General features: G+C 68.5%; 19 protein-coding genes. 12 read left to right on the top strand and 7 right to left on the bottom strand.

The features are described from left to right. Positions 1-14: 14 nt before the first annotated feature. Positions 15-1,205: an MFS transporter gene (locus EV653_RS29320; protein WP_134107458.1), complete on the bottom strand. Its 1,191-nt coding sequence runs from the start codon at positions 1,203-1,205 to the stop codon at positions 15-17. A gap of 170 nt (positions 1,206-1,375) precedes the next feature. Here EV653_RS29320 and EV653_RS29315 point away from each other — a divergent pair, with 170 nt between their 5' ends. Continuing rightward, positions 1,376-1,687, top strand: coding sequence for an ArsR/SmtB family transcription factor (locus EV653_RS29315; RefSeq protein ID WP_134107456.1), 312 nt, complete (start codon positions 1,376-1,378; stop codon positions 1,685-1,687). 97 nt (positions 1,688-1,784) lie between these two features. Continuing rightward, positions 1,785-4,031 (top strand): outer membrane protein assembly factor BamB family protein, encoded by a 2,247-nt coding sequence (locus EV653_RS29310; RefSeq protein WP_134107454.1) that lies wholly within the window; start codon positions 1,785-1,787, stop codon positions 4,029-4,031. On the opposite strand, the gene EV653_RS29305 is transcribed toward EV653_RS29310, so the two are convergent. After that, the gene (locus tag EV653_RS29305) at positions 4,015-4,899 is read right to left on the bottom strand and encodes a Gfo/Idh/MocA family protein (RefSeq protein WP_134107452.1); all 885 of its coding nucleotides are present in this window, start codon (positions 4,897-4,899) and stop codon (positions 4,015-4,017) included. The genes EV653_RS29310 and EV653_RS29305 overlap by 17 nt on opposite strands. A 175-nt stretch (positions 4,900-5,074) precedes the next feature. Here EV653_RS29305 and EV653_RS29300 point away from each other — a divergent pair, with 175 nt between their 5' ends. Together EV653_RS29300 and tuf are read left to right on the top strand one after the other, a co-directional pair. Next, entirely contained in the window at positions 5,075-7,456 is a 2,382-nt protein-coding gene (locus EV653_RS29300; protein ID WP_134107450.1) for a hypothetical protein, read from the top strand. A gap of 329 nt (positions 7,457-7,785) precedes the next feature. Next, the gene (gene tuf / locus EV653_RS29295; protein ID WP_134107448.1) at positions 7,786-8,973 is read left to right on the top strand and encodes an elongation factor Tu; all 1,188 of its coding nucleotides are present in this window, start codon (positions 7,786-7,788) and stop codon (positions 8,971-8,973) included. A 15-nt stretch (positions 8,974-8,988) separates the two neighbouring features. Here tuf and EV653_RS29290 read toward each other — a convergent pair whose 3' ends face one another. After that, positions 8,989-9,255, bottom strand: coding sequence for a DUF4031 domain-containing protein (locus EV653_RS29290; protein ID WP_134107446.1), 267 nt, complete (start codon positions 9,253-9,255; stop codon positions 8,989-8,991). Further along, on the bottom strand, positions 9,252-9,956 hold the full coding sequence (locus tag EV653_RS29285; RefSeq protein ID WP_134107443.1) for a copper homeostasis protein CutC: 705 nt from the start codon (positions 9,954-9,956) through the stop codon (positions 9,252-9,254). The genes EV653_RS29290 and EV653_RS29285 overlap by 4 nt, the downstream gene beginning before the upstream one ends. Before the next feature lie 109 nt (positions 9,957-10,065). Between EV653_RS29285 and EV653_RS29280 the strand changes: the two genes are divergently transcribed. Continuing rightward, positions 10,066-11,103, top strand: a complete 1,038-nt coding sequence (locus tag EV653_RS29280) for a LacI family DNA-binding transcriptional regulator (RefSeq protein WP_134107441.1) — start codon at positions 10,066-10,068, stop codon at positions 11,101-11,103. Between the two features lie 73 nt (positions 11,104-11,176). Beyond that, complete coding sequence (locus EV653_RS29275) at positions 11,177-11,386, top strand: hypothetical protein (protein WP_134107439.1); 210 nt, start codon at positions 11,177-11,179, stop codon at positions 11,384-11,386. Between the two features lie 71 nt (positions 11,387-11,457). Here the strand turns inward: EV653_RS29275 and EV653_RS29270 are convergent, their stop codons facing one another. After that, on the bottom strand, positions 11,458-11,802 hold the full coding sequence (locus EV653_RS29270; protein WP_134107437.1) for a hypothetical protein: 345 nt from the start codon (positions 11,800-11,802) through the stop codon (positions 11,458-11,460). 145 nt (positions 11,803-11,947) lie between these two features. Here EV653_RS29270 and EV653_RS29265 point away from each other — a divergent pair, with 145 nt between their 5' ends. The 3 genes from EV653_RS29265 to EV653_RS29255 are packed head-to-tail and all read left to right on the top strand — an operon-like array spanning position 11,948 to position 14,273. After that, entirely contained in the window at positions 11,948-12,340 is a 393-nt protein-coding gene (locus EV653_RS29265; protein ID WP_202871885.1) for a hypothetical protein, read from the top strand. Then, positions 12,337-12,768 carry a hypothetical protein gene (locus EV653_RS29260; RefSeq protein WP_134107435.1) on the top strand — a complete coding sequence of 144 codons (432 nt, stop codon included), beginning with the start codon at positions 12,337-12,339 and terminating at the stop codon, positions 12,766-12,768. The genes EV653_RS29265 and EV653_RS29260 overlap by 4 nt, the downstream gene beginning before the upstream one ends. After that, positions 12,765-14,273, top strand: coding sequence for a multicopper oxidase family protein (locus EV653_RS29255; protein WP_134107433.1), 1,509 nt, complete (start codon positions 12,765-12,767; stop codon positions 14,271-14,273). Before EV653_RS29260 ends, EV653_RS29255 begins: the two co-directional genes overlap by 4 nt. A 71-nt stretch (positions 14,274-14,344) precedes the next feature. Here the strand turns inward: EV653_RS29255 and EV653_RS29250 are convergent, their stop codons facing one another. Further along, a complete protein-coding gene (locus tag EV653_RS29250) occupies positions 14,345-14,827 on the bottom strand; it encodes a Clp protease N-terminal domain-containing protein (RefSeq protein WP_134107431.1) in 483 nt (160 codons plus the stop codon). Next, complete coding sequence (locus tag EV653_RS29245; protein ID WP_130441176.1) at positions 14,827-15,051, bottom strand: hypothetical protein; 225 nt, start codon at positions 15,049-15,051, stop codon at positions 14,827-14,829. Before EV653_RS29245 ends, EV653_RS29250 begins: the two co-directional genes overlap by 1 nt. 124 nt (positions 15,052-15,175) lie before the next feature. On the opposite strand from EV653_RS29245, the gene EV653_RS29240 reads away from it, so the two are divergent. Genes EV653_RS29240 through EV653_RS29230 form a run of 3 tightly spaced genes read left to right on the top strand, consistent with a single transcriptional unit; the run spans position 15,176 to position 16,568 of the window. After that, on the top strand, positions 15,176-15,505 hold the full coding sequence (locus EV653_RS29240) for an ArsR/SmtB family transcription factor (protein WP_134107429.1): 330 nt from the start codon (positions 15,176-15,178) through the stop codon (positions 15,503-15,505). Continuing rightward, the gene (locus tag EV653_RS29235) at positions 15,502-15,969 is read left to right on the top strand and encodes an SRPBCC domain-containing protein (protein ID WP_134107427.1); all 468 of its coding nucleotides are present in this window, start codon (positions 15,502-15,504) and stop codon (positions 15,967-15,969) included. The genes EV653_RS29240 and EV653_RS29235 overlap by 4 nt, the downstream gene beginning before the upstream one ends. Then, on the top strand, positions 15,966-16,568 hold the full coding sequence (locus tag EV653_RS29230; protein WP_134107425.1) for a dihydrofolate reductase family protein: 603 nt from the start codon (positions 15,966-15,968) through the stop codon (positions 16,566-16,568). The genes EV653_RS29235 and EV653_RS29230 overlap by 4 nt, the downstream gene beginning before the upstream one ends. Positions 16,569-16,570 lie beyond the last annotated feature (2 nt).

Here is a 16,570-nt window from a genome sequence, read left to right as displayed (position 1 = left end):
ACCGCAGGGCCTCCTCAGTCAGCTGTGGCTGTGAGGAAGATGTCTTCCTCGCGCTCGAGCTCCTCGACCCGCTGAAGCGCAGAGTCACGCCACAGCGCGTAGACCAGGCCGAGCACGACCAGCGACAGTGCGCTGGCCAGCACCGGCAGATAGCCGACGCCGAATGACTGGATAACCAGTCCGCCGACCACGGCCGACAGTCCGGCTCCCAGGTAGATGGCGGACGCGTTGAGCGAGATCAGCAGGCCGCCGCCGAGCTCGAGCAACAGGTTCTGGATCGGCGGGTTGAAGGCCCAGGTCAGCATGCCCCACACCACTAGTGCGGCACCGGCACCCACCTCGGTCGTCAGCGTGACGTCGAGCGTCGCGAGGACGGCGGTGATGCCGATCATCAGGACGGCGAGAGTACGGAGACTGCCGAAGCGGTCCGTGACCCGCCCGCCGAGGAAGTTGCCGACGACCGCGCCCACGCCGTACAGCAGAAGGAGCAGACCGGTGACACTGCCGCTCAGACCGGCGGTGTGCTTCAGCAGCGGGACGATGTAGATGTACACGCTGAACGCCGCGAGCACTGCGAGGACTGTGATCGCCAGGATGATCTGCACGCGCCGATCGGTCACACCGGCGAAGCGTTCGCGCAGACTGACCGCCGGTGGTGCGTCGACCGTGGGCAGCGCGGCCCGCTCGGCGATAGCGACCAGTACGGCGACTGCGGTGATCAGAGCGAAGACGCCCTTGTAGCCAAGGCTCGGGCCGAGCAGCGTCCCAGCAGGTACGCCGAGCACCAGCGCGAAGGTCAGACCGCCGAAGACGATGGCGACTGCTCTACCGCGCTCCTCCGGTCGCAGCAAACTCGTGGCGAACAGAGTGGCTGCCGGGGTGTACATGGCGGCGCCGAACGCGGCCACGACCCGGCCGGCGATCAGGATCGGGTAGTTGACGGCCAGCGCGGCGACCAGGTTGCCGAGCGCGGCCAGGACCAGTGCGGCGATGAGGAGCGTACGGCGCTCCCACCGGCCGGTCAGCGTGGAGAGGATCGGCGCACCGATCGCATAAGACAGGGAGAACGCGGTGGCGAGCTGGCCCGCGGCAGTCAGCGAGACATGCAGCTCGGAGCTCACGTCGGGGAGCACACCGGACACGACGTACGCGCTGGTGCCGACCGCGAACGCACCGGCGCCGAGCAGGTAGATCCGTGCGGACATCGAAGGCCTTCCGGTAAGAGGTTCACTAGTTCGATCATCATCGTACTACGATCCTCGTCGAACTTCGACCGGCGTCGTACTATGGACACCATGAACGAGCGCAGCGAGTTCATCTACAAGCACAGCCACCCCGTGCCTCGTCGGCGCCCGGAGCGAAGCGGAGGGCGTCGATGAGTTCTAAGGTTCTCCCGCAGCCGGAGCGGGACGAGATCCGCGTCGAAGCGGTTCTCCAGGCACTGGGCGAGCCTGTCCGGCTCACGATCGTCCGTGCATTGGCCGACAACCCGGCAGGTGTCTGCTGCGGCGACATCGAGCTGCCGGTCACCGCATCCACCCGCGCCCACCACCTCAAGACGCTCCGCGAGGCCGGCGTGCTCTCCACCCACACCGACGGCACCCGCCGGATCAGCGTCCTGCGCCGCGAGGACCTCGAGGCCCTCTACCCGGGCCTGCTCACAGGCATCCTGTCCGCCAAGCAGTAACCGCCTGCACACAACCGGTGAACCTGCACGCCAACCGCAAGGTGCCGGTGGGGTGATCGAGGGCTGGTTGTAGAGGTGCTGCTGGCAAACTGAAGCAGTGGTGGAGCTACGGGCGCGGTGGGCTGACCTGGTGCCTGGGTCTGCCTCGCTCGCGGACGAGCTCGTCGCGCGGTACGTCGAACGCAACCGCCGCGCGTACCGCGACCAGTACCTCGCCATCGTCCTCACCGCGCTGGACTCGTTCATCCAGCTCTCGACCGACCCGACGAGCGTCCGGCTCGCGGCCTGGTTCCACCGCGCGGTCCACGAGCCGGGCGGCACGCCATCCGAGGACGCTGAAGCCTCAGCCCGTCTGGCCGAGCAGCTCCTCCCGCAGTACGGCGTACCGCCGATCCGGATCGCAGAGGTCTCACGCCTAATCCGTCTGACCGGTGACCTCGCCGCACCACCACCGGACGCCTACGCGCCGCCCCGCCGCGACGCGAACGGCGACGTGCTGCTCGATGCCGTCAACGCGATCCTCGCCTCCGACCCCAGCCGGTACGCCGTCCACACCGCCGAGGTACGCCGGGATGCCAGCGATCGCAAGGCCGCACTCGAGCACCGGTACGACGAAGTACGCGAACTGCTCGACGGCCACCTCTACCGCACGCAACTGGCCCGCCAACGGCTCGGACCGGTCGCCCGCGTCAACCTCGAGTCAGAGCTGGCCGGACTGGACAGCGAACTCCCCGCCCCCTGGCGTGGGTGGCAACAGGCCGCTTTGACCGCAACGGCTACCTTCACCGCGATCGCTGCCGCGGTAGTCGCCATCGCCGCCTCTGGCGCGTCATGGCAAACCCCAGCAGCACAGGACGAACCCGGCTGGCCACCTATCGCGCTGGCCGTCCTGTCGTTCTTCAGCGCACCGATCCTGTTCCGCTGCGCCCGTAGCGCCAGTCAGCGCGCCCGCTTGATCGCCGGCGCCGTACTGGCGATCGCGGTGACCGGACTGCTCGTCGCCTGGGCGCAGGTACCTCGGACGAACGTCGCCGTCGGTGTCGGCCTGCGCGTCCCGTTGATGATCTCCGCACTGCTCCTGCTGCTGATCGCCGGCGCTGCTGCCCTGGTGGCCTCGCTGCTCCGCACCAGGACGGCCCGGTTCCTCCCGGCGCGCAATCTGGGCCAGCAACTCGCCTGGCTCGCAGCACCGGCCGCAGTCGCGCTCACGCTGTTGCTGATCATCCAGCCGCTGTCGCGCGGCTATGTGCTCGGCTCGAACGAGCGGGTCGAAGGAACACCAGGCCAAGCGGGCAAGGCAACGCCGTCCGTCCTCGACGGCAGCGTGGCGTGGGTCAGCGGGTCGGTTGCCGGCACCGGTGCGGAAGAAGCAATCGGCACCCGCTACGGCCTCGCGATCCCCCGTCCGAGCGGCGTGGTCGAGATGCTCGATGCAGCCACCGGTGAACTACGTTGGCGCTACAGCCGATCCGACTCCGACGAGAAACCAGTCATCGCTGCGACCGGCAACGGCGACTACGTCCTCGCCCAGTTCGCCGACGTCGGCTATCTACTGCTCGACGCGAACACGGGCCAGCGCAAGGCGGCTTGGCCCGGTCGGACGAGGGACCGGTACATCCAGCAGTCCCAGCCGCTCCTGACCGGCGAACGCTCCGGCAAGCTGCACGGCGTGGACCCGAGTGGCCACGAACGCTGGACCTACGATTCCGGCGACTGCACCGACCTGGGCGCGATCGCCACGGCCGAGACGGTGGTGACGTTCGTCAGTCACACCTGCGACGACCGTCCTGACGAGATGGCTGCGCTGGACGTCCAGTCCGGCAAGAAGCTGTGGACGAAGACGTCGGACACCTACCGGCGACCTGTCGTGGTCGCCGGTCTGGTTGTCGTAGCCGAGCCCGGCGGCGACTCCGACGTACCAGCCGCATTGACGGCGATCGAGCCGCGGACCGGCGACGTCCGGTGGCGCTGGGAAGTGCCGAGGACCTGGTCGTGCCGGACACTGCTGAACGCTGCGGGGAAGTACCTGATCGTCGTTGACTGCCCAGGCCCGAGCAGCCTGGAGAACCGCAAGAGCATCGTCACCGCGATCGACGCCAACACCGGCCTGACCGCCTGGCAGACCCAGGCACCCGTCAGCCCCCGCGTGAAGGTCACGGTGACCGCGGACGGCCGCGTCATCTCGTTGAGCCGCGGCGCGACCGGATGCATCGCGAACGTGATCAGCCAGACCGGCTTCCGTCAGGTCCGCCTGCCTACCGGCATCTCCTGCAATCGGGATCCGCGTGCGGTCGGCAACCTGGTCCTCACGTCCGGCTCAGGCACGGTCATCGCCCTGCGCTGAGCTGCTTCTGCGCAGAAGCCAGTAGCTCGACGATGCGGGTCCCGAAGGCCACGTCGGTCGGGTGGGGCTCGCCTGACTCGGCGGCCACGACCAGCTCCTCCGCGGCGAGCCGGAGTGCGTCCGCGGCCGGGGTCGTGCGCTCCGGGAGCAGCGCCGTACCCGACTCGCCCCAGACTCCGGTCTCGAAGTTGCTGCCGGCCGGTGGGGCGAGCAGGGTGATGCTGGCTGTGCTGGTCGCGCCGGACTCGTGGGTGAGGACCATGTGGATCAGGCCGTCGTCGCCACCGACAGCCGTGAGCTCACCGATCGGACCAAGCATCGCTGCCAGGTTGGACAGAGCATGCGGGCCGACATCCCAGAGCGACCCCCACTGCTCACGCCGCCAGATCGAGTTCGCGTAGCGGTTGCCCGGCGCGTCCAGCGAGGCGAGCATCCGGCTCCAGCCACCCTTCCAGCCGCCGGTGGCCGCCAGACCGGCGAAGAACTCGCGCATCGGCGGCTCGAACCGCTGGGTGAGGAACACGACCGACGCGATGCCCTCGTCCTCGGCCTCCTCGACCAGCGCGCGGGCGTCGTCCAGCGAGTCGGAGACCGGCTTGTCGAGCAGCAGATGCTTCCCGACGGCCGCCGCTTCGAGCGCCATCGACGCCTGAACCCGCGGCGGTACGGCGAACGCCAGCGCGTCGACGGACTCGAGTAACTCCGCGTAGTCGTCGTACGCCGCCAGCGCGAACTCACCCGCGAAGGCGGCCGTTTTCTCCGGGTGCCGGCCCCAGACGCCGGCCAGGTCGACCCCGGCCGCCGCCGCGAGCCCCGGAGCGTGCGTCCGCGCCGCCCACCCGCCCGTCCCCACCAGACCGAACCGCATCTCGCCCTCCCGAGCCGAAGTGTGATCTGCACCGCAATTCCACCGGTGGAATTCGATGCCGGACGCACCTGTCGAACCGGTCAGGTGACGAGCCGATATCGCTTTGGCCACGACCCTATCCGCGAACCCCGGATCGGTCGGTACAGGCTCCGATAGGGTGCCAGACTCCTTATCCATGGACCTGCGCGACCAGTGGAATCGCCTGCTGCCGCATGCGCAGCCGTTGGGCGAGGATCTGCTGGCTCGTTACGCAGAGCAACATCGCCACTATCACAACCAGCGCCACCTGACCGAGGTGCTGGAGACCATCGACGACCTGGCCGAATACGCCGACGACGCGGACACCGTCCGGCTGGCCGCCTGGTTCCACGACGCGATCTACGACCCGCAGGCCGATCCCGGTGAGAACGAGGAGGTCTCGGCCCAGCTGGCCGAGCTCGAGCTCGCGGCGTACGGCGTCGAGGCCTCGCGGGTCGAGGAGATCGGCCGCCTGGTCCGGCTGACCGCGAAGCACGACTGCGCACCGGACGACCGCAACGGCGCCGTACTCTGCGACGCCGACCTGCGGATCCTGAGCCTGCCGCAGCATCGTTACGACGAGTACGCCGCCGGGATCCGGCAGGAGTACGCGCATATCGCGGACCGTGACTTCGCCCGCGGCCGGATGACGTTCTTGCAGGGCCTGAGCGACACCCGGCTCTACGTGACGCCGAGAGGCCATGAGGAGTGGGAGCGACCAGCCCGGGAGAACCTGGCCCGGGAGGTCGGGTCCCTGGGCCCTAGGGCGGCCCGACCGATCGGCGGGCTGATCCCGATCATCTACTTCGGTGCGGCCCTCGGTGCGGTCGTCGCGTCCTCGGTCCTCCTGGGCCGCGGCCTCGGTGCGGCCGCCAAGTGGCCGGCCGACCCGTCCGAGGTCGGTGGCTTCCCGGTGTGGGCGCCGATCGCCGGTACGGCGGTGGCGGCCGCACTGACCTGTGCGTGGTTCCGGCGTGCTCAGCAGCGACTGGTGACCATTCCCGCGGTTGTGTTCGCTGTTGTCGGTGTGGTCGCGATCGGTCTGTGCTGGTGGCGCTGGCCGGCCGCACAGCCCGGTGCGGCCATGTCGGAGCGCTGGCCGTACCTGATGCTCGCTTCGGTCGCGCTGGTGCTCGCGGGCGCGCTGTTGGCGCTGGCGAGGCGGTTGCGGCTCGCACCGCCGTACGCGCAGGCTCCTCCGCGGTGGCTGGGCGTGGGTGCGACCGCGATCTGCGGAGCGCTGCTGGCGTGGGTCGTGGTGTCGGCCGGTGAGCCGTTCGTGCAGGCCCGGCTGGAGACCGCCAACACGGTCAGTACGACGACCACGATCGAGCCGACGCAACTGCCGGTGCAGCTCGACGGGACGCTGGCGTGGAGCCGCCAGGTCCCAGCGACCGGTGCGATCACGGGTACTGCGGGTGGAGTCGCCGAACTGCGCTCGGACGGCGTGGTGATGTCCGACGCGGCCACCGGCCAGATCCGCTGGCGCTACTCGCGCGCCGACGTACAGGACGCCGCATCGAGTGGTGCGAAGGGCCTGCTGGTGTCGGCGGACACCAGGACGATCGCGGCGCATCTCCCCCACTCGGAGTACCGCGAACCCGCGGGCATCGACCTTCCGACCTACGCCGTACTGGATGCGGTGAGCGGGCAGGTGCTGACCGAGGTTCACACCGACGGTACGGCGCTGGCGGTCGACGAGAACCAGCTGCTCGTAGCTGAAGGCAACTACGTCGTGGCGCACGGCGTGAGCAGCCCGACGCACTGGCGGGCACAGGTGCGCTGTAACGTCACGCAGGGCGCGCTGGTCGGCGACCAGGCGGTCGTCGTGGACGCGTGCGCCGGCAACAGTGCCGTCGTACGCGGACTGGATCTCAAGACCGGCGCTCAGCGTTGGGAGGTCGATCTGGGTGCCCGCATCGAGCTGAGTGCAGAGCTGGACCCGTCTACGTGGGTAGGGGACCTGGTCGCCGTGCCGGACACCCGTGAGGTGTCTGGACTGATCTGGACCGGGGCAGCCGGCGGGACGCTCTACCAGTGGAGTGTCGACGTCGGCGAGGGCCACATCATCTGGACCACGCCGGTGCCCGGGACGCCGCGGCCGCGCCTCGGCTCGTCGTCCTGCGACGCACAACTGGCCGCCACGCATGCGTCGTTGGTGCTCATCACGTGCCGCACCGGGGACGACCCCGGACAGCCGCAGACGTACGACGTGTCCTCGTCGAGCCCTGCTGATGGCACGCCGCAGTGGCATCACCTCTTGCAGGTGCCGCCGAAGCTGCAGCAACCGGAGTACCCGCGGAACGGGTTCGGACTGCTGCCGGACGGGCGCGTGGTCACGCTGATGCCGCAGCCGAACGGCAGCTGCTCCCCCGTGATGATCGGCCCCACCGGCATCCAGCCGCGACCGATCCTGCCCAGCGTCAACGCCCAGCCGGTGGCCAAGTCCGAAGAGGTCACCTGCAACAAACCGGCCGTCACCGTGGCCGCCGCCCGCCCCGTCTTCTCCGACGGCACCCGGCTGTTCGCACTGAACTAGCCCCTCCCCTCCTCCTTCTTCCTTCCCTTGTCTTTGCCCGCGCGGCGCGGGGAATTCTGTTGCCGCGGGCACGGTTACTCAATACCGTGATCCGCATGTTCCACGTGGTTTTCGAGTCCGACCTGTCAGGCAAGGGCCTGACGGGCGCTCCCACGTGGGCGTCAGTCGATTCAGCCTTCACCGGCACGCGAAGCTGACCCTCCTCCTGCTGAGCAGGACCCGCGGAGGAGGGTGGCTCTCACCGGCCCCCTCCGTGTGGTGACAGCACTGGAGGGCTTGCCGGAGGGTCCTGGCTCTCACCGAATCCTCTGACATACAAGGAAAAACTCATGGCCAAGAGCCAGTTCGTGCGGACCAAGCCGCACCTCAACATCGGCACGATGGGTCACGTCGACCACGGCAAGACCACGCTGACCGCCGCGATCACCAAGGTGCTCGCGGAGCGCGACCCGAGTGTCAACCGCTTCGTCGCCTTCGACGGCATCGACCGTGCGCCGGAGGAGATCCAGCGCGGGATCACGATCAACATCTCGCACGTCGAGTACGAGACCGCGACCCGGCACTACGCGCACGTCGACATGCCCGGGCACGCCGACTACGTGAAGAACATGATCACCGGCGCCGCGCAGGTGGACGCCGCGATCCTGGTCGTCTCCGCGCAGGACGGCGCCATGCCGCAGACGCGGGAGCACGTGCTGCTCGCGCGCCGGGTGGGCGTGCCGTACCTGGTGGTCGCGCTGAACAAGGCGGACACCGTCGACGACCCCGAGCTGCTCGACCTGGTCGAGCTGGAGGTCCGTGAGCTCCTGTCGGAGTACGGCTTCCCGGGCGACGACGTACCGGTCGTCCGCGTGTCCGGTCTGAAGGCGCTGGAAGGCGACCCGAAGTGGACCGCCGCGATCGGTGAGCTGCTGGACGCCGTCGACAGCTACGTGCCCGTGCCGGACCGTGAGCTGGGCGAGCCGTTCCTGATGCCGATCGAGAACGTGCTCACCATCAGCGGCCGCGGCACAGTGGTCACCGGTGCGGTCGAGCGCGGTTCGCTGAAGCTCGGTGACGCGGTCGAGGTCGTCGGCCTCGGTCCGACGGTCACCAGCACGGCGATCGGTATGGAGACGTTCGGCAAGTCGCTGGAGTCCGCGGACGCGGGCGACAACGCGGCGGTGCTGCTGCGTGGCGTGAAGCGCGACGAGGTCCGTCGCGGCCAGGTGGTGGCGTTGCCGGGCAGTGTGCAGCCGCACCGGAAGTTCCGGGCGACCCTGCACGCACTGTCCACGGCGGAAGGTGGTCGGCACACCCCGTTCGCCGCGGACTACCGCCCACAGTTCTACTTCCGCACGACGGACGTGTCGGGCGGCATCGACCTCGGTGAGATCACCCTGGTGATGCCCGGCGACACGATCGACCTCGGCGTGGAGCTGGAGAAGCCCATCGCGATGAACGTCGGCCTCGGCTTCGCGGTCCGCGAAGGCGGCCACACCGTAGCCGCCGGCACCGTGACCGAACTGCTCGACTGAACAACGGCCCCCGATCTACTCGGTCGGGGGCCGTTTCCTGTGCCGAAGTCCCGCGGCGGTGATCCGGCGGACAAGCTCACGGCTGGACACCGGTACGGCGCCGGCGGCGATCAGGTCGTCGTACCGGTCACTGGGTACGTCGTAGTGGTCTCGATCGAAGCCGCGGGACGGGATGCCGGCGGCCTTCGCGAATGCGTGGAGCTCCTCGTAGGACTCGTCGCTGACCAGGTGGGACCAGACTCTGTTCCAGGCCGGCCAGGCGGGTGGGTCGATGAGGATCATTCGCGAGCGTCCTGCGCGTCGAGCAGGTTGCGCCAGGAACGCACGAAGCGGGAGTTCACGTACGCCTTCGTCCACGAGCCGTCCTGGCGCACCGACGAACCGACATGGAACCGGCGTACGCCGCTTTGGAACAGCCACGGGACATGCTCCGGCTGCAGGCCGCCACCGGCCATCATCACGCCGGCCACGGCCGGGTCTTCCTTCGCCAGCTTGCACAGGTCGTCCAGCCCGTGGCTGACACCGATCGACGAGCCGGCCGTCAGTACGCAGTCCAGACCGGGCAGCGTGCGCAGCGCGCTCCACGCCCGCTGCTGCTCGAGCACTGCGTCTACGGCGCGGTGGAACGTCCACGGCGTCCCGGCGAACGTGCTGGTCAGCGCGGACACCGACTCGACGTCCACCTGGTTGTCGGGAGTCAGGAAGCCGAGCACGAACCCGTCAGCACCGGCGGACAGGTAGGACTGCGCCATGGCGGTGAGCCGGTTCAGCTCGGCGCCGTTGGTGGTGAACGAGTTCTCCAGCCGCAGCATGACCCGCAACGGCAGATCGGTGACGCGGCGGATCGCACTGACCGTCGACACCGACGGGCACAACCCGTCCGCCTCCATCGCGGCGCACAGCTCCAGCCGGTCCGCCCCGCCCTCCTGCGCCGCCTCCGCATCCGCCGGATGCAGCGCGATGATCTCCAGCAACGAACCCATGCCCGCTATCCTCTCGCACCTTCGGGGAATTGGTGTTGCACTCGCCGCCAGCCTTCTGTATCGTTTTTCTAGAACGATTTAGAAGAACGATACAGAAGAGGTGGGCGGGATGGCCGGAGTGACGCTGAAGACGGTGGCCAAGGCCGTCGGCGTGTCGCCGTCGACCGTCTCCAACGCGTACAACAAGCCCGACCAGCTCTCCACCACGCTCCGGGAGCGGATCCTGGCCACCGCGCGCGAGCTCGGGTATGCCGGACCGGACGCGTCGGCCCGCGCCCTGCGCAGCGGGAAGGCCGGCGCGGTCGGGGTGCTCTTCACGGACAAGCTGGCCTACGCCTTCTCGGACCCGTACGCGGTCGGCTTCCTGGCCGGGCTCGCCGAGGTCGCGGAGGAGTTCGCCACCAGCCTGCTGCTGATGCCGCTCAGTTCGACCGACATCGCCGGCGGGAGCAACGCAGTACAGCAGGCAGCCATCGACGCGGCGGCGATCTTCTGCGTGCCGGGCGGTCATCCGGCGCTGGACATCCTCGCCAATCGCGGGATCCCTGCCGTCTCGACCGATCGGGGCGACCACCCGGACCTGTCCTGGGTCGCGATCGACGAGGTCGAAGCAGCTGCACAACTGGGCGAGCACCTGGCCCGGCTCGGTCACCGCGACGTGGTCGTACTGGTCGACAACGCCGAGGCCGCCGGCGGCCGCCCGGTCGAGCTGACCCTCGACGAGGTCGGCTACACCGACTGCGAGCTGCGGATCCGAGGGCTGCAGAAGACGATGCCGGACGCGCGGCTGCGGATCGTCTCCGGCGGGCACAACGCGTTCGCGTCCGGAGTCCGCGGCGCGGAGTACGTGCTCGACTCGCAGGACCGGCCCACCGCGATCGTCGGGCTGAGCGACGTCCAGGCCCTCGGCGCGATGGAAGCAATGAAGGTCCGGGGGCTGACTCCCGGTCGCGATCTGACTCTGGCCGGGTTCGACGACATCCCGGCCGCCGAGGCTGCCGGGCTGACCACGGTCCGCCAGCCGATCAAGGACAAAGGACGCGCGGTCGGACGGATCCTGCTCGACCCGTCGACCACCGAGCGCCAACTACTGATGCCGACACAGCTGATCGTCCGCTCCAGCAGCGGACCGGCTCCTAAGCGCTGACAAATCCACACACCTACCTGGGACCGACCGGTTCCCGGGCTGATCGAACACGCTCTCAGGAGGGAGCAGAACCATGACGTACTTCATCCCCGGCAACACCGCGGTCGAGAACGCCCGCCACCTGGCCCAGTCCGCTCTTCCGAACGCTCCCCAGGAGGAGTACCAGGAACCGCGCCGCCCCCTCGCACTCCGCGCCCGCTTGAGCGCCGCACTGCGAACCACCGCCCGCCACGAACTACGCCTCGCCGACCGCCTCGACCCAACCTGCTCCGCCGTCAGCTGACCATTCCCCGAACCCCACGTCCCGCACAGGCCATGGGGTTCGGTCTTGCAGGCCTCAGTGGACGGCAGGGACTAGGTGAGGTGGCCCAGTGGTGCGACTGTGATGCCGGCTCGTTCGCAGACCCAGTGGGGATCGGGGCCCAGCTCCGGCTCGATCCGGAGTTCGTGGTCGTGGAGGTCGTCGCAGGCGGTGCAACGGGGCCAGCGGACTCCGGAGTCGACCAAGCGGTCCTGGACATCCTGGGCGACCAGGCCGGCGATGTGCTCGGCGCCGTCCGGCCACTGGTCGAGCCACCACTGACGACCGGCCACGGCATCCTCCAGCAGCGACACCATCACCGCATCATCGAAGCCCCGCGCGGCGAGGTCGTGGAGCACCATCGCCCGCGCGGTCAGCAACACCTCTGGCTCGTTCATCGCCCTTCAGAGTGCCAGACGACACCGACAAAACCCCATCGCAAGCACCGGAAGCCCTTGCCGGCGCAGCGGGGTTGCCCTGATGGCCGGGTCCGGGTGATACCTGGTTGCTCTACATGTAGCCACACTACTATTGTCTGTCTACATGAAGGCTTTGACGGTGCTCCGGGTGGTGGCCGGGCTGCATGCGGTGGCGATCTGTCTGCAGCCGGTGTTCGCGGGGATCTACCTGGACGGATCGCCCGCCGGCCTGCGGATGCACGAGCCGACCGGTCTCGCGATCGTCTTCCTTGGGCTCGCACAGTTGCTGGCAGCAACGATCTGGTGGCGGAGCGGCGGACGTTGGCAGGCAGCCGCGGTGAGCCTGTTGATCTGGGTCGGCGAGGTCGTCCAGGTCTCGATGGGCTACAGCCGCCAGCTGGCGATCCACATCCCGCTCGGCATCGCACTGGTCGCAAGCACGGTCGCCCTCGCGATCTGGATCAATCGTCAGCGGGTCACCAGCCGCCAGACCGACCGTCAGCGGGTGGCAGCATGACGGCCATCATCGAGCAGCCGGCCAAGGTACGCCGTCCGCGCGCCAGCCTCCAGCTTCTCCGAATCACCCTCGTCCTGCACGCGGTCCTGGTGATCGCGCAGCCGATCGCCGCCGGGTATTTCCTGGCCGGCAACGTCGACGCGATGACCGAGATCCATGCCACCATCGGCGGATCCGTCTGGATGATCGCCTTCCTTCAGACCGTCGTCGCCGCGTGCTACACGACCGCGGGCCGCGGCCGGATCTGGCCGACCGTCGCGTCCGCAGTAGTCCTCGTAGCGGAGTTCGTACAACTCATCTTCGGCTACGCGCAGAACTTCGCCGTACATATCCCGCTCGGCACTGCGATCGTCACCGCCGTCGTCTGGATGACGGTCTGGTCGTTCCGTTCCACTGCCCGAACGAGTCGCCGGGAGGCGAAACGATGAAGATGTCCCGCCGCGGGTTCATGGTTGCCGGCGCCGGCGCGACCCTGGCGCTGTCCGGCTGCGGACAGGAAGCAAAGCCTGCGCAGGCCGGAGAACTCCTGCGCAGCAAGGCGAAACTCCCCGCACCGTTCCAGGTGCCGCTCCCGATCCCGCCGGTCAAGAAGCCGGTCCGCTCGGACGCGAAGGCCGACTACTACCGCGTCGTCCAGCGCAAGGCGAGCCGCGAGATCCTCCCCGGTCTCACGACCGAAGTGATGGGGTACGACGGCCTGTTCCCCGGACCGACCTTCGACGTACGCAGCGGTCGCACAACCGTCGTCGAGCAGGTCAACGAGCTCGATGTCTCGACCGTCGTCCACCTCCACGGCGGCCATACGCCGGCGCCGAGCGACGGCTGGCCGCTCGATCTCGTCATGCCCGCGAACGGCGGCCACACCGAACGCCACGTGATGTCCGGCGGCGACATGACGATGGGCCGCCGCACGTACACGTACCCGAACACCCAGCGCGCCGCGACGCTCTGGTACCACGACCACACGATGGACTACACCGCACCGCAGGTCTATCGAGGACTGTTCGGACTGCACCTGATCCGCGACGACGAAGAGGACAACCTCCCGCTGCCGAAGGATGATCGGGAGATCCCGCTCGTCATCGCGGACCGCGCGTTCGACGCCGACGGCTCGTTCCTGTACCCGGCCGCCAAGGACGGTCCCGGCGTCGAACCGGCGTACATGGAAGGGGTGATCGCGGACGTCACGCTGGTGAACGGCGCGCCGTGGCCGGTACACGAGGTCGACGCGGTCCGCTACCGCTTCCGCATCCTCAACGCCAGCAACGCCCGTCGGTATGAGCTTGCCTTTAGCAACGGACCCGCGAAGTTCGTCCAGATCGGCAGCGACGGTGGACTGCTCGACCTACCGGTCGAGCACAAGACCGTCGTGATCGCGCCGGCCGAGCGGTTCGATGTGATCGTGGACTTCTCGCAGTACCGGCCGGGTGACGAGGTCACACTCGTCAACAAGCTCGACAACAACTCGAACGTCATGCGCTTCAAGGTCGCTCACAAGGCCGTTGACGAGAGCAACATCCCGGCCAAGCTCTCGTCGTACGCCGTGACGCCCCGGCCGGCCGGCGTCGTACGTCGGGAGTGGCGCTTCCGCCGCGGGGGTGGTCACTCGGGGTGGACGATCAACGGGAAGGCGTTCGATCCCGCGGTGATGCAGGCGCAGGTGAAGCTCGATCAGTATGAGATCTGGACCTTCGTCACCGACGTGCACCATCCGGTGCATGTCCACCTCGCGCCGTTCCAGGTCCTGAGTCGCGGCGGGAAGACGAAGGTCGCCGAGTTCGACCACGGCTGGAAGGACACCGTCGACATCCGTCCCGCCGAGGTCGTCGAGGTACTCGTGAAGTTCACCGCCCACAAAGGCAAGTACCTGATCCACTGCCACAACCTCGAGCACGAGGACATGGCAATGATGGCCGCCTTCGAAACGATCTAGGTACGGCGCAATCGCACCCCCACCCGACGACCACCGCGAGCCGCTGGAACAACCCCGCACCGGCGCGGTCGTCAGCGTGTGCCTGCTGCTAATGCTTCGGTGGCCCTGGCGCGAAGGGCGGTGCGGTCCACACCCGCGGCATCGAGGGTGCGGGCCACGCGGCCGCGTTCGGTGGCGAGGAGACCTACCAGGATGCGCATCGGGCCGAGGCGGCCGCCGCCCGGCTTCGGTGCGGCCTCCATCGCCCGGTGCAGCAGGAGCTTGGTCGACTCGCCCATCTGCGGGTCACGGCCTCGTTCCGGTGTTGCTTCTGGCAACGATCCGGTGCGGACCTCGATCCCGGCGACGGCCAGGCTCTGCTCCCACTCGCGATTCAGGGCGGAGCGGATCGCATCTTCGGTCAGGCCGACCTCGGCCAGCAACTGCGCGGCTTCAGAGTCGTGCTCCCCGGCCAGCGCGAGCAGTACGTGCTCGGCCTCGATCGTCCGGGAACCGTCGCGGCGGGCCTCGACGCGGGCCGCCCGCACCAGGATCGAGCGAACATCGGTCGACATCAGCGCCTCCTCAGGGCAACGCCGGCGGCGAGCAGCCGCCGGGCATGTTTCTTGTGCACCGCCTGCCGGGTGACCCCCAGCACCTCGGCCACCTCGGCCCAGCTCCAGCCGGACCGCATCGCGCGCTCCACCTGACTGTCCTCGAGCCGGTCAGCCAGCCGGCGCAACGCCACCACCGCGGCCAACCCGGCCGCCGGGTCCTCGGGATCCACCAACTCGGTCATGTAAGCAACTTAGGTTGACAAAGCCGAAGTGTCAACCAAGGTTGCTAAAGCTGGCGGGTTGACGGCTTGCGGAGCCTCGTCCTATATTCAACACATCAGTTGATCAAGGAAATGGTTGATAAACATGACAGTTGATGATGATCAGCTCGACCGGTCGTTCGCGGCGCTCGCCGACCCGGTCCGGCGGGCGATGATCGCGCGGCTGTCGCGCGGACCGGCCACGGTGAACGAGCTGGCCGAACCGTTCCCGATCACCAAGCAGGCGGTGTCGCGGCACATCCAGGTGCTCGAGGCCGCCGGGCTGATCACCCGGACCCGGGACGGCCAGCGCCGCCCGTGCCACCTGGTGCCGGCCGCCCTCGAAGCCCTGACGAGCTGGATCGACAACTACCGGCTCGAAACCGAACGCCGCTTCCGACGGATGGAAGCACTGTTGAAGGAGAACGAATCATGACTGGCACCGTCATCAACACCCCGGCCGGCACCCCGTTCGTCGAGGTGACCCGGGAGTTCGCCGCCACGCCGGCCCAGCTGTTCAAGATCATGACGGATCCCGATCTGGTCGCCGAGTGGCTCGGCCCGCGCAACCTGGACGCGACCGTCGAGGAGTACGACGTACGGCCCGGTGGCACGTATCGCTACATCCACCGCGACGACTCCGGTGAGTACGCGTTCCGCGGCGTCTTCCACACCGTGGAGCAGGACAAGCTCGTCATCCAGACCTTCGAGTGGGAGGGCGCGCCGGGCGAGGTCTGCCTGGAGAAGGTGACGCTCGAGCCGACCGACAACGGCGTACGGCTGCACCAGCAGTCGGTGTTCCCGTCGGTCGACGCCCGCGACCAGTCGATCGAGTACGGCATGGAGAACGGCATCAACGACTCCATGGACCGCCTCGCCGAACTGCTGGCGAAGTCATGAGCCAGGTCGTCGTCGACATCTCGGTCTCACTGGACGGCTACGTCACCGGGCCGAACGTCGGTCTCGACAACGGGCTCGGCGACAACGGCATGGCCTTGCACGACTGGGTCTTCCACGGGAACGACGCGGACCGCGCCGTGCTGGACGCAGCCTTCGAGGAGACCGGCGCCGTGGTCCAGGGCCGCAACCTGTTCGACATCATCGACGGGCCCGGCGGCTGGAGCGAGGAGATGGGGTACGGCGCGAAGCCGACCGGCGAGGTGAATCCGCCGATCTTCGTCGTCACCCACACTCCCCCGGAGAAGACTCGCCTCGGCGACCGGTTCCGGTTCGTCGGCAGCCCCGCCGAGGCGGTCACGCGCGGGCTGGAGGTTGCCGACGGCAAGGACGTCGTGGTGATGGGCGGCGGTCAGATCTGTCACGAGGTCCTGGCGGCCGGGCTGGCCGACGTACTGCGGTTGCACGTGGCAACCGTCGTACTCGGTGACGGGACGCGGCTGTTCCCGGCCGAGCCGGCGACCGAGCTGAAGCTCGAGCTGACCGAGGCCGTCTCCACTCCGAGCGCGCAACACCTCACCTACCGGATCGTGAAGGAGTAGTA

It is taken from the genome of Kribbella pratensis, from assembly GCF_004365355.1.
Classification (GTDB): domain Bacteria; phylum Actinomycetota; class Actinomycetes; order Propionibacteriales; family Kribbellaceae; genus Kribbella.
This window is presented reverse-complemented; position numbering and strand designations above follow the sequence as displayed.

Bases quoted from the DNA above. Each gene is read 5' to 3' on its own strand.
- EV653_RS29320 (WP_134107458.1), bottom strand. From the start codon at position 1,205: ATGTCCGCACGGATCTACCTGCTCGGCGCCGGTGCGTTCGCGGTCGGC.
- EV653_RS29315 (WP_134107456.1), top strand. From the start codon at position 1,376: ATGAGTTCTAAGGTTCTCCCGCAGCCGGAGCGGGACGAGATCCGCGTC.
- EV653_RS29305 (WP_134107452.1), bottom strand. From the start codon at position 4,899: ATGCGGTTCGGTCTGGTGGGGACGGGCGGGTGGGCGGCGCGGACGCAC.
- EV653_RS29300 (WP_134107450.1), top strand. From the start codon at position 5,075: ATGGACCTGCGCGACCAGTGGAATCGCCTGCTGCCGCATGCGCAGCCG.
- tuf (WP_134107448.1), top strand. From the start codon at position 7,786: ATGGCCAAGAGCCAGTTCGTGCGGACCAAGCCGCACCTCAACATCGGC.
- EV653_RS29290 (WP_134107446.1), bottom strand. From the start codon at position 9,255: ATGATCCTCATCGACCCACCCGCCTGGCCGGCCTGGAACAGAGTCTGG.
- EV653_RS29285 (WP_134107443.1), bottom strand. From the start codon at position 9,956: ATGGGTTCGTTGCTGGAGATCATCGCGCTGCATCCGGCGGATGCGGAG.
- EV653_RS29280 (WP_134107441.1), top strand. From the start codon at position 10,066: ATGGCCGGAGTGACGCTGAAGACGGTGGCCAAGGCCGTCGGCGTGTCG.
- EV653_RS29275 (WP_134107439.1), top strand. From the start codon at position 11,177: ATGACGTACTTCATCCCCGGCAACACCGCGGTCGAGAACGCCCGCCAC.
- EV653_RS29270 (WP_134107437.1), bottom strand. From the start codon at position 11,802: ATGAACGAGCCAGAGGTGTTGCTGACCGCGCGGGCGATGGTGCTCCAC.
- EV653_RS29265 (WP_202871885.1), top strand. From the start codon at position 11,948: ATGAAGGCTTTGACGGTGCTCCGGGTGGTGGCCGGGCTGCATGCGGTG.
- EV653_RS29260 (WP_134107435.1), top strand. From the start codon at position 12,337: ATGACGGCCATCATCGAGCAGCCGGCCAAGGTACGCCGTCCGCGCGCC.
- EV653_RS29255 (WP_134107433.1), top strand. From the start codon at position 12,765: ATGAAGATGTCCCGCCGCGGGTTCATGGTTGCCGGCGCCGGCGCGACC.
- EV653_RS29250 (WP_134107431.1), bottom strand. From the start codon at position 14,827: ATGTCGACCGATGTTCGCTCGATCCTGGTGCGGGCGGCCCGCGTCGAG.
- EV653_RS29245 (WP_130441176.1), bottom strand. From the start codon at position 15,051: ATGACCGAGTTGGTGGATCCCGAGGACCCGGCGGCCGGGTTGGCCGCG.
- EV653_RS29240 (WP_134107429.1), top strand. From the start codon at position 15,176: ATGACAGTTGATGATGATCAGCTCGACCGGTCGTTCGCGGCGCTCGCC.
- EV653_RS29235 (WP_134107427.1), top strand. From the start codon at position 15,502: ATGACTGGCACCGTCATCAACACCCCGGCCGGCACCCCGTTCGTCGAG.
- EV653_RS29230 (WP_134107425.1), top strand. From the start codon at position 15,966: ATGAGCCAGGTCGTCGTCGACATCTCGGTCTCACTGGACGGCTACGTC.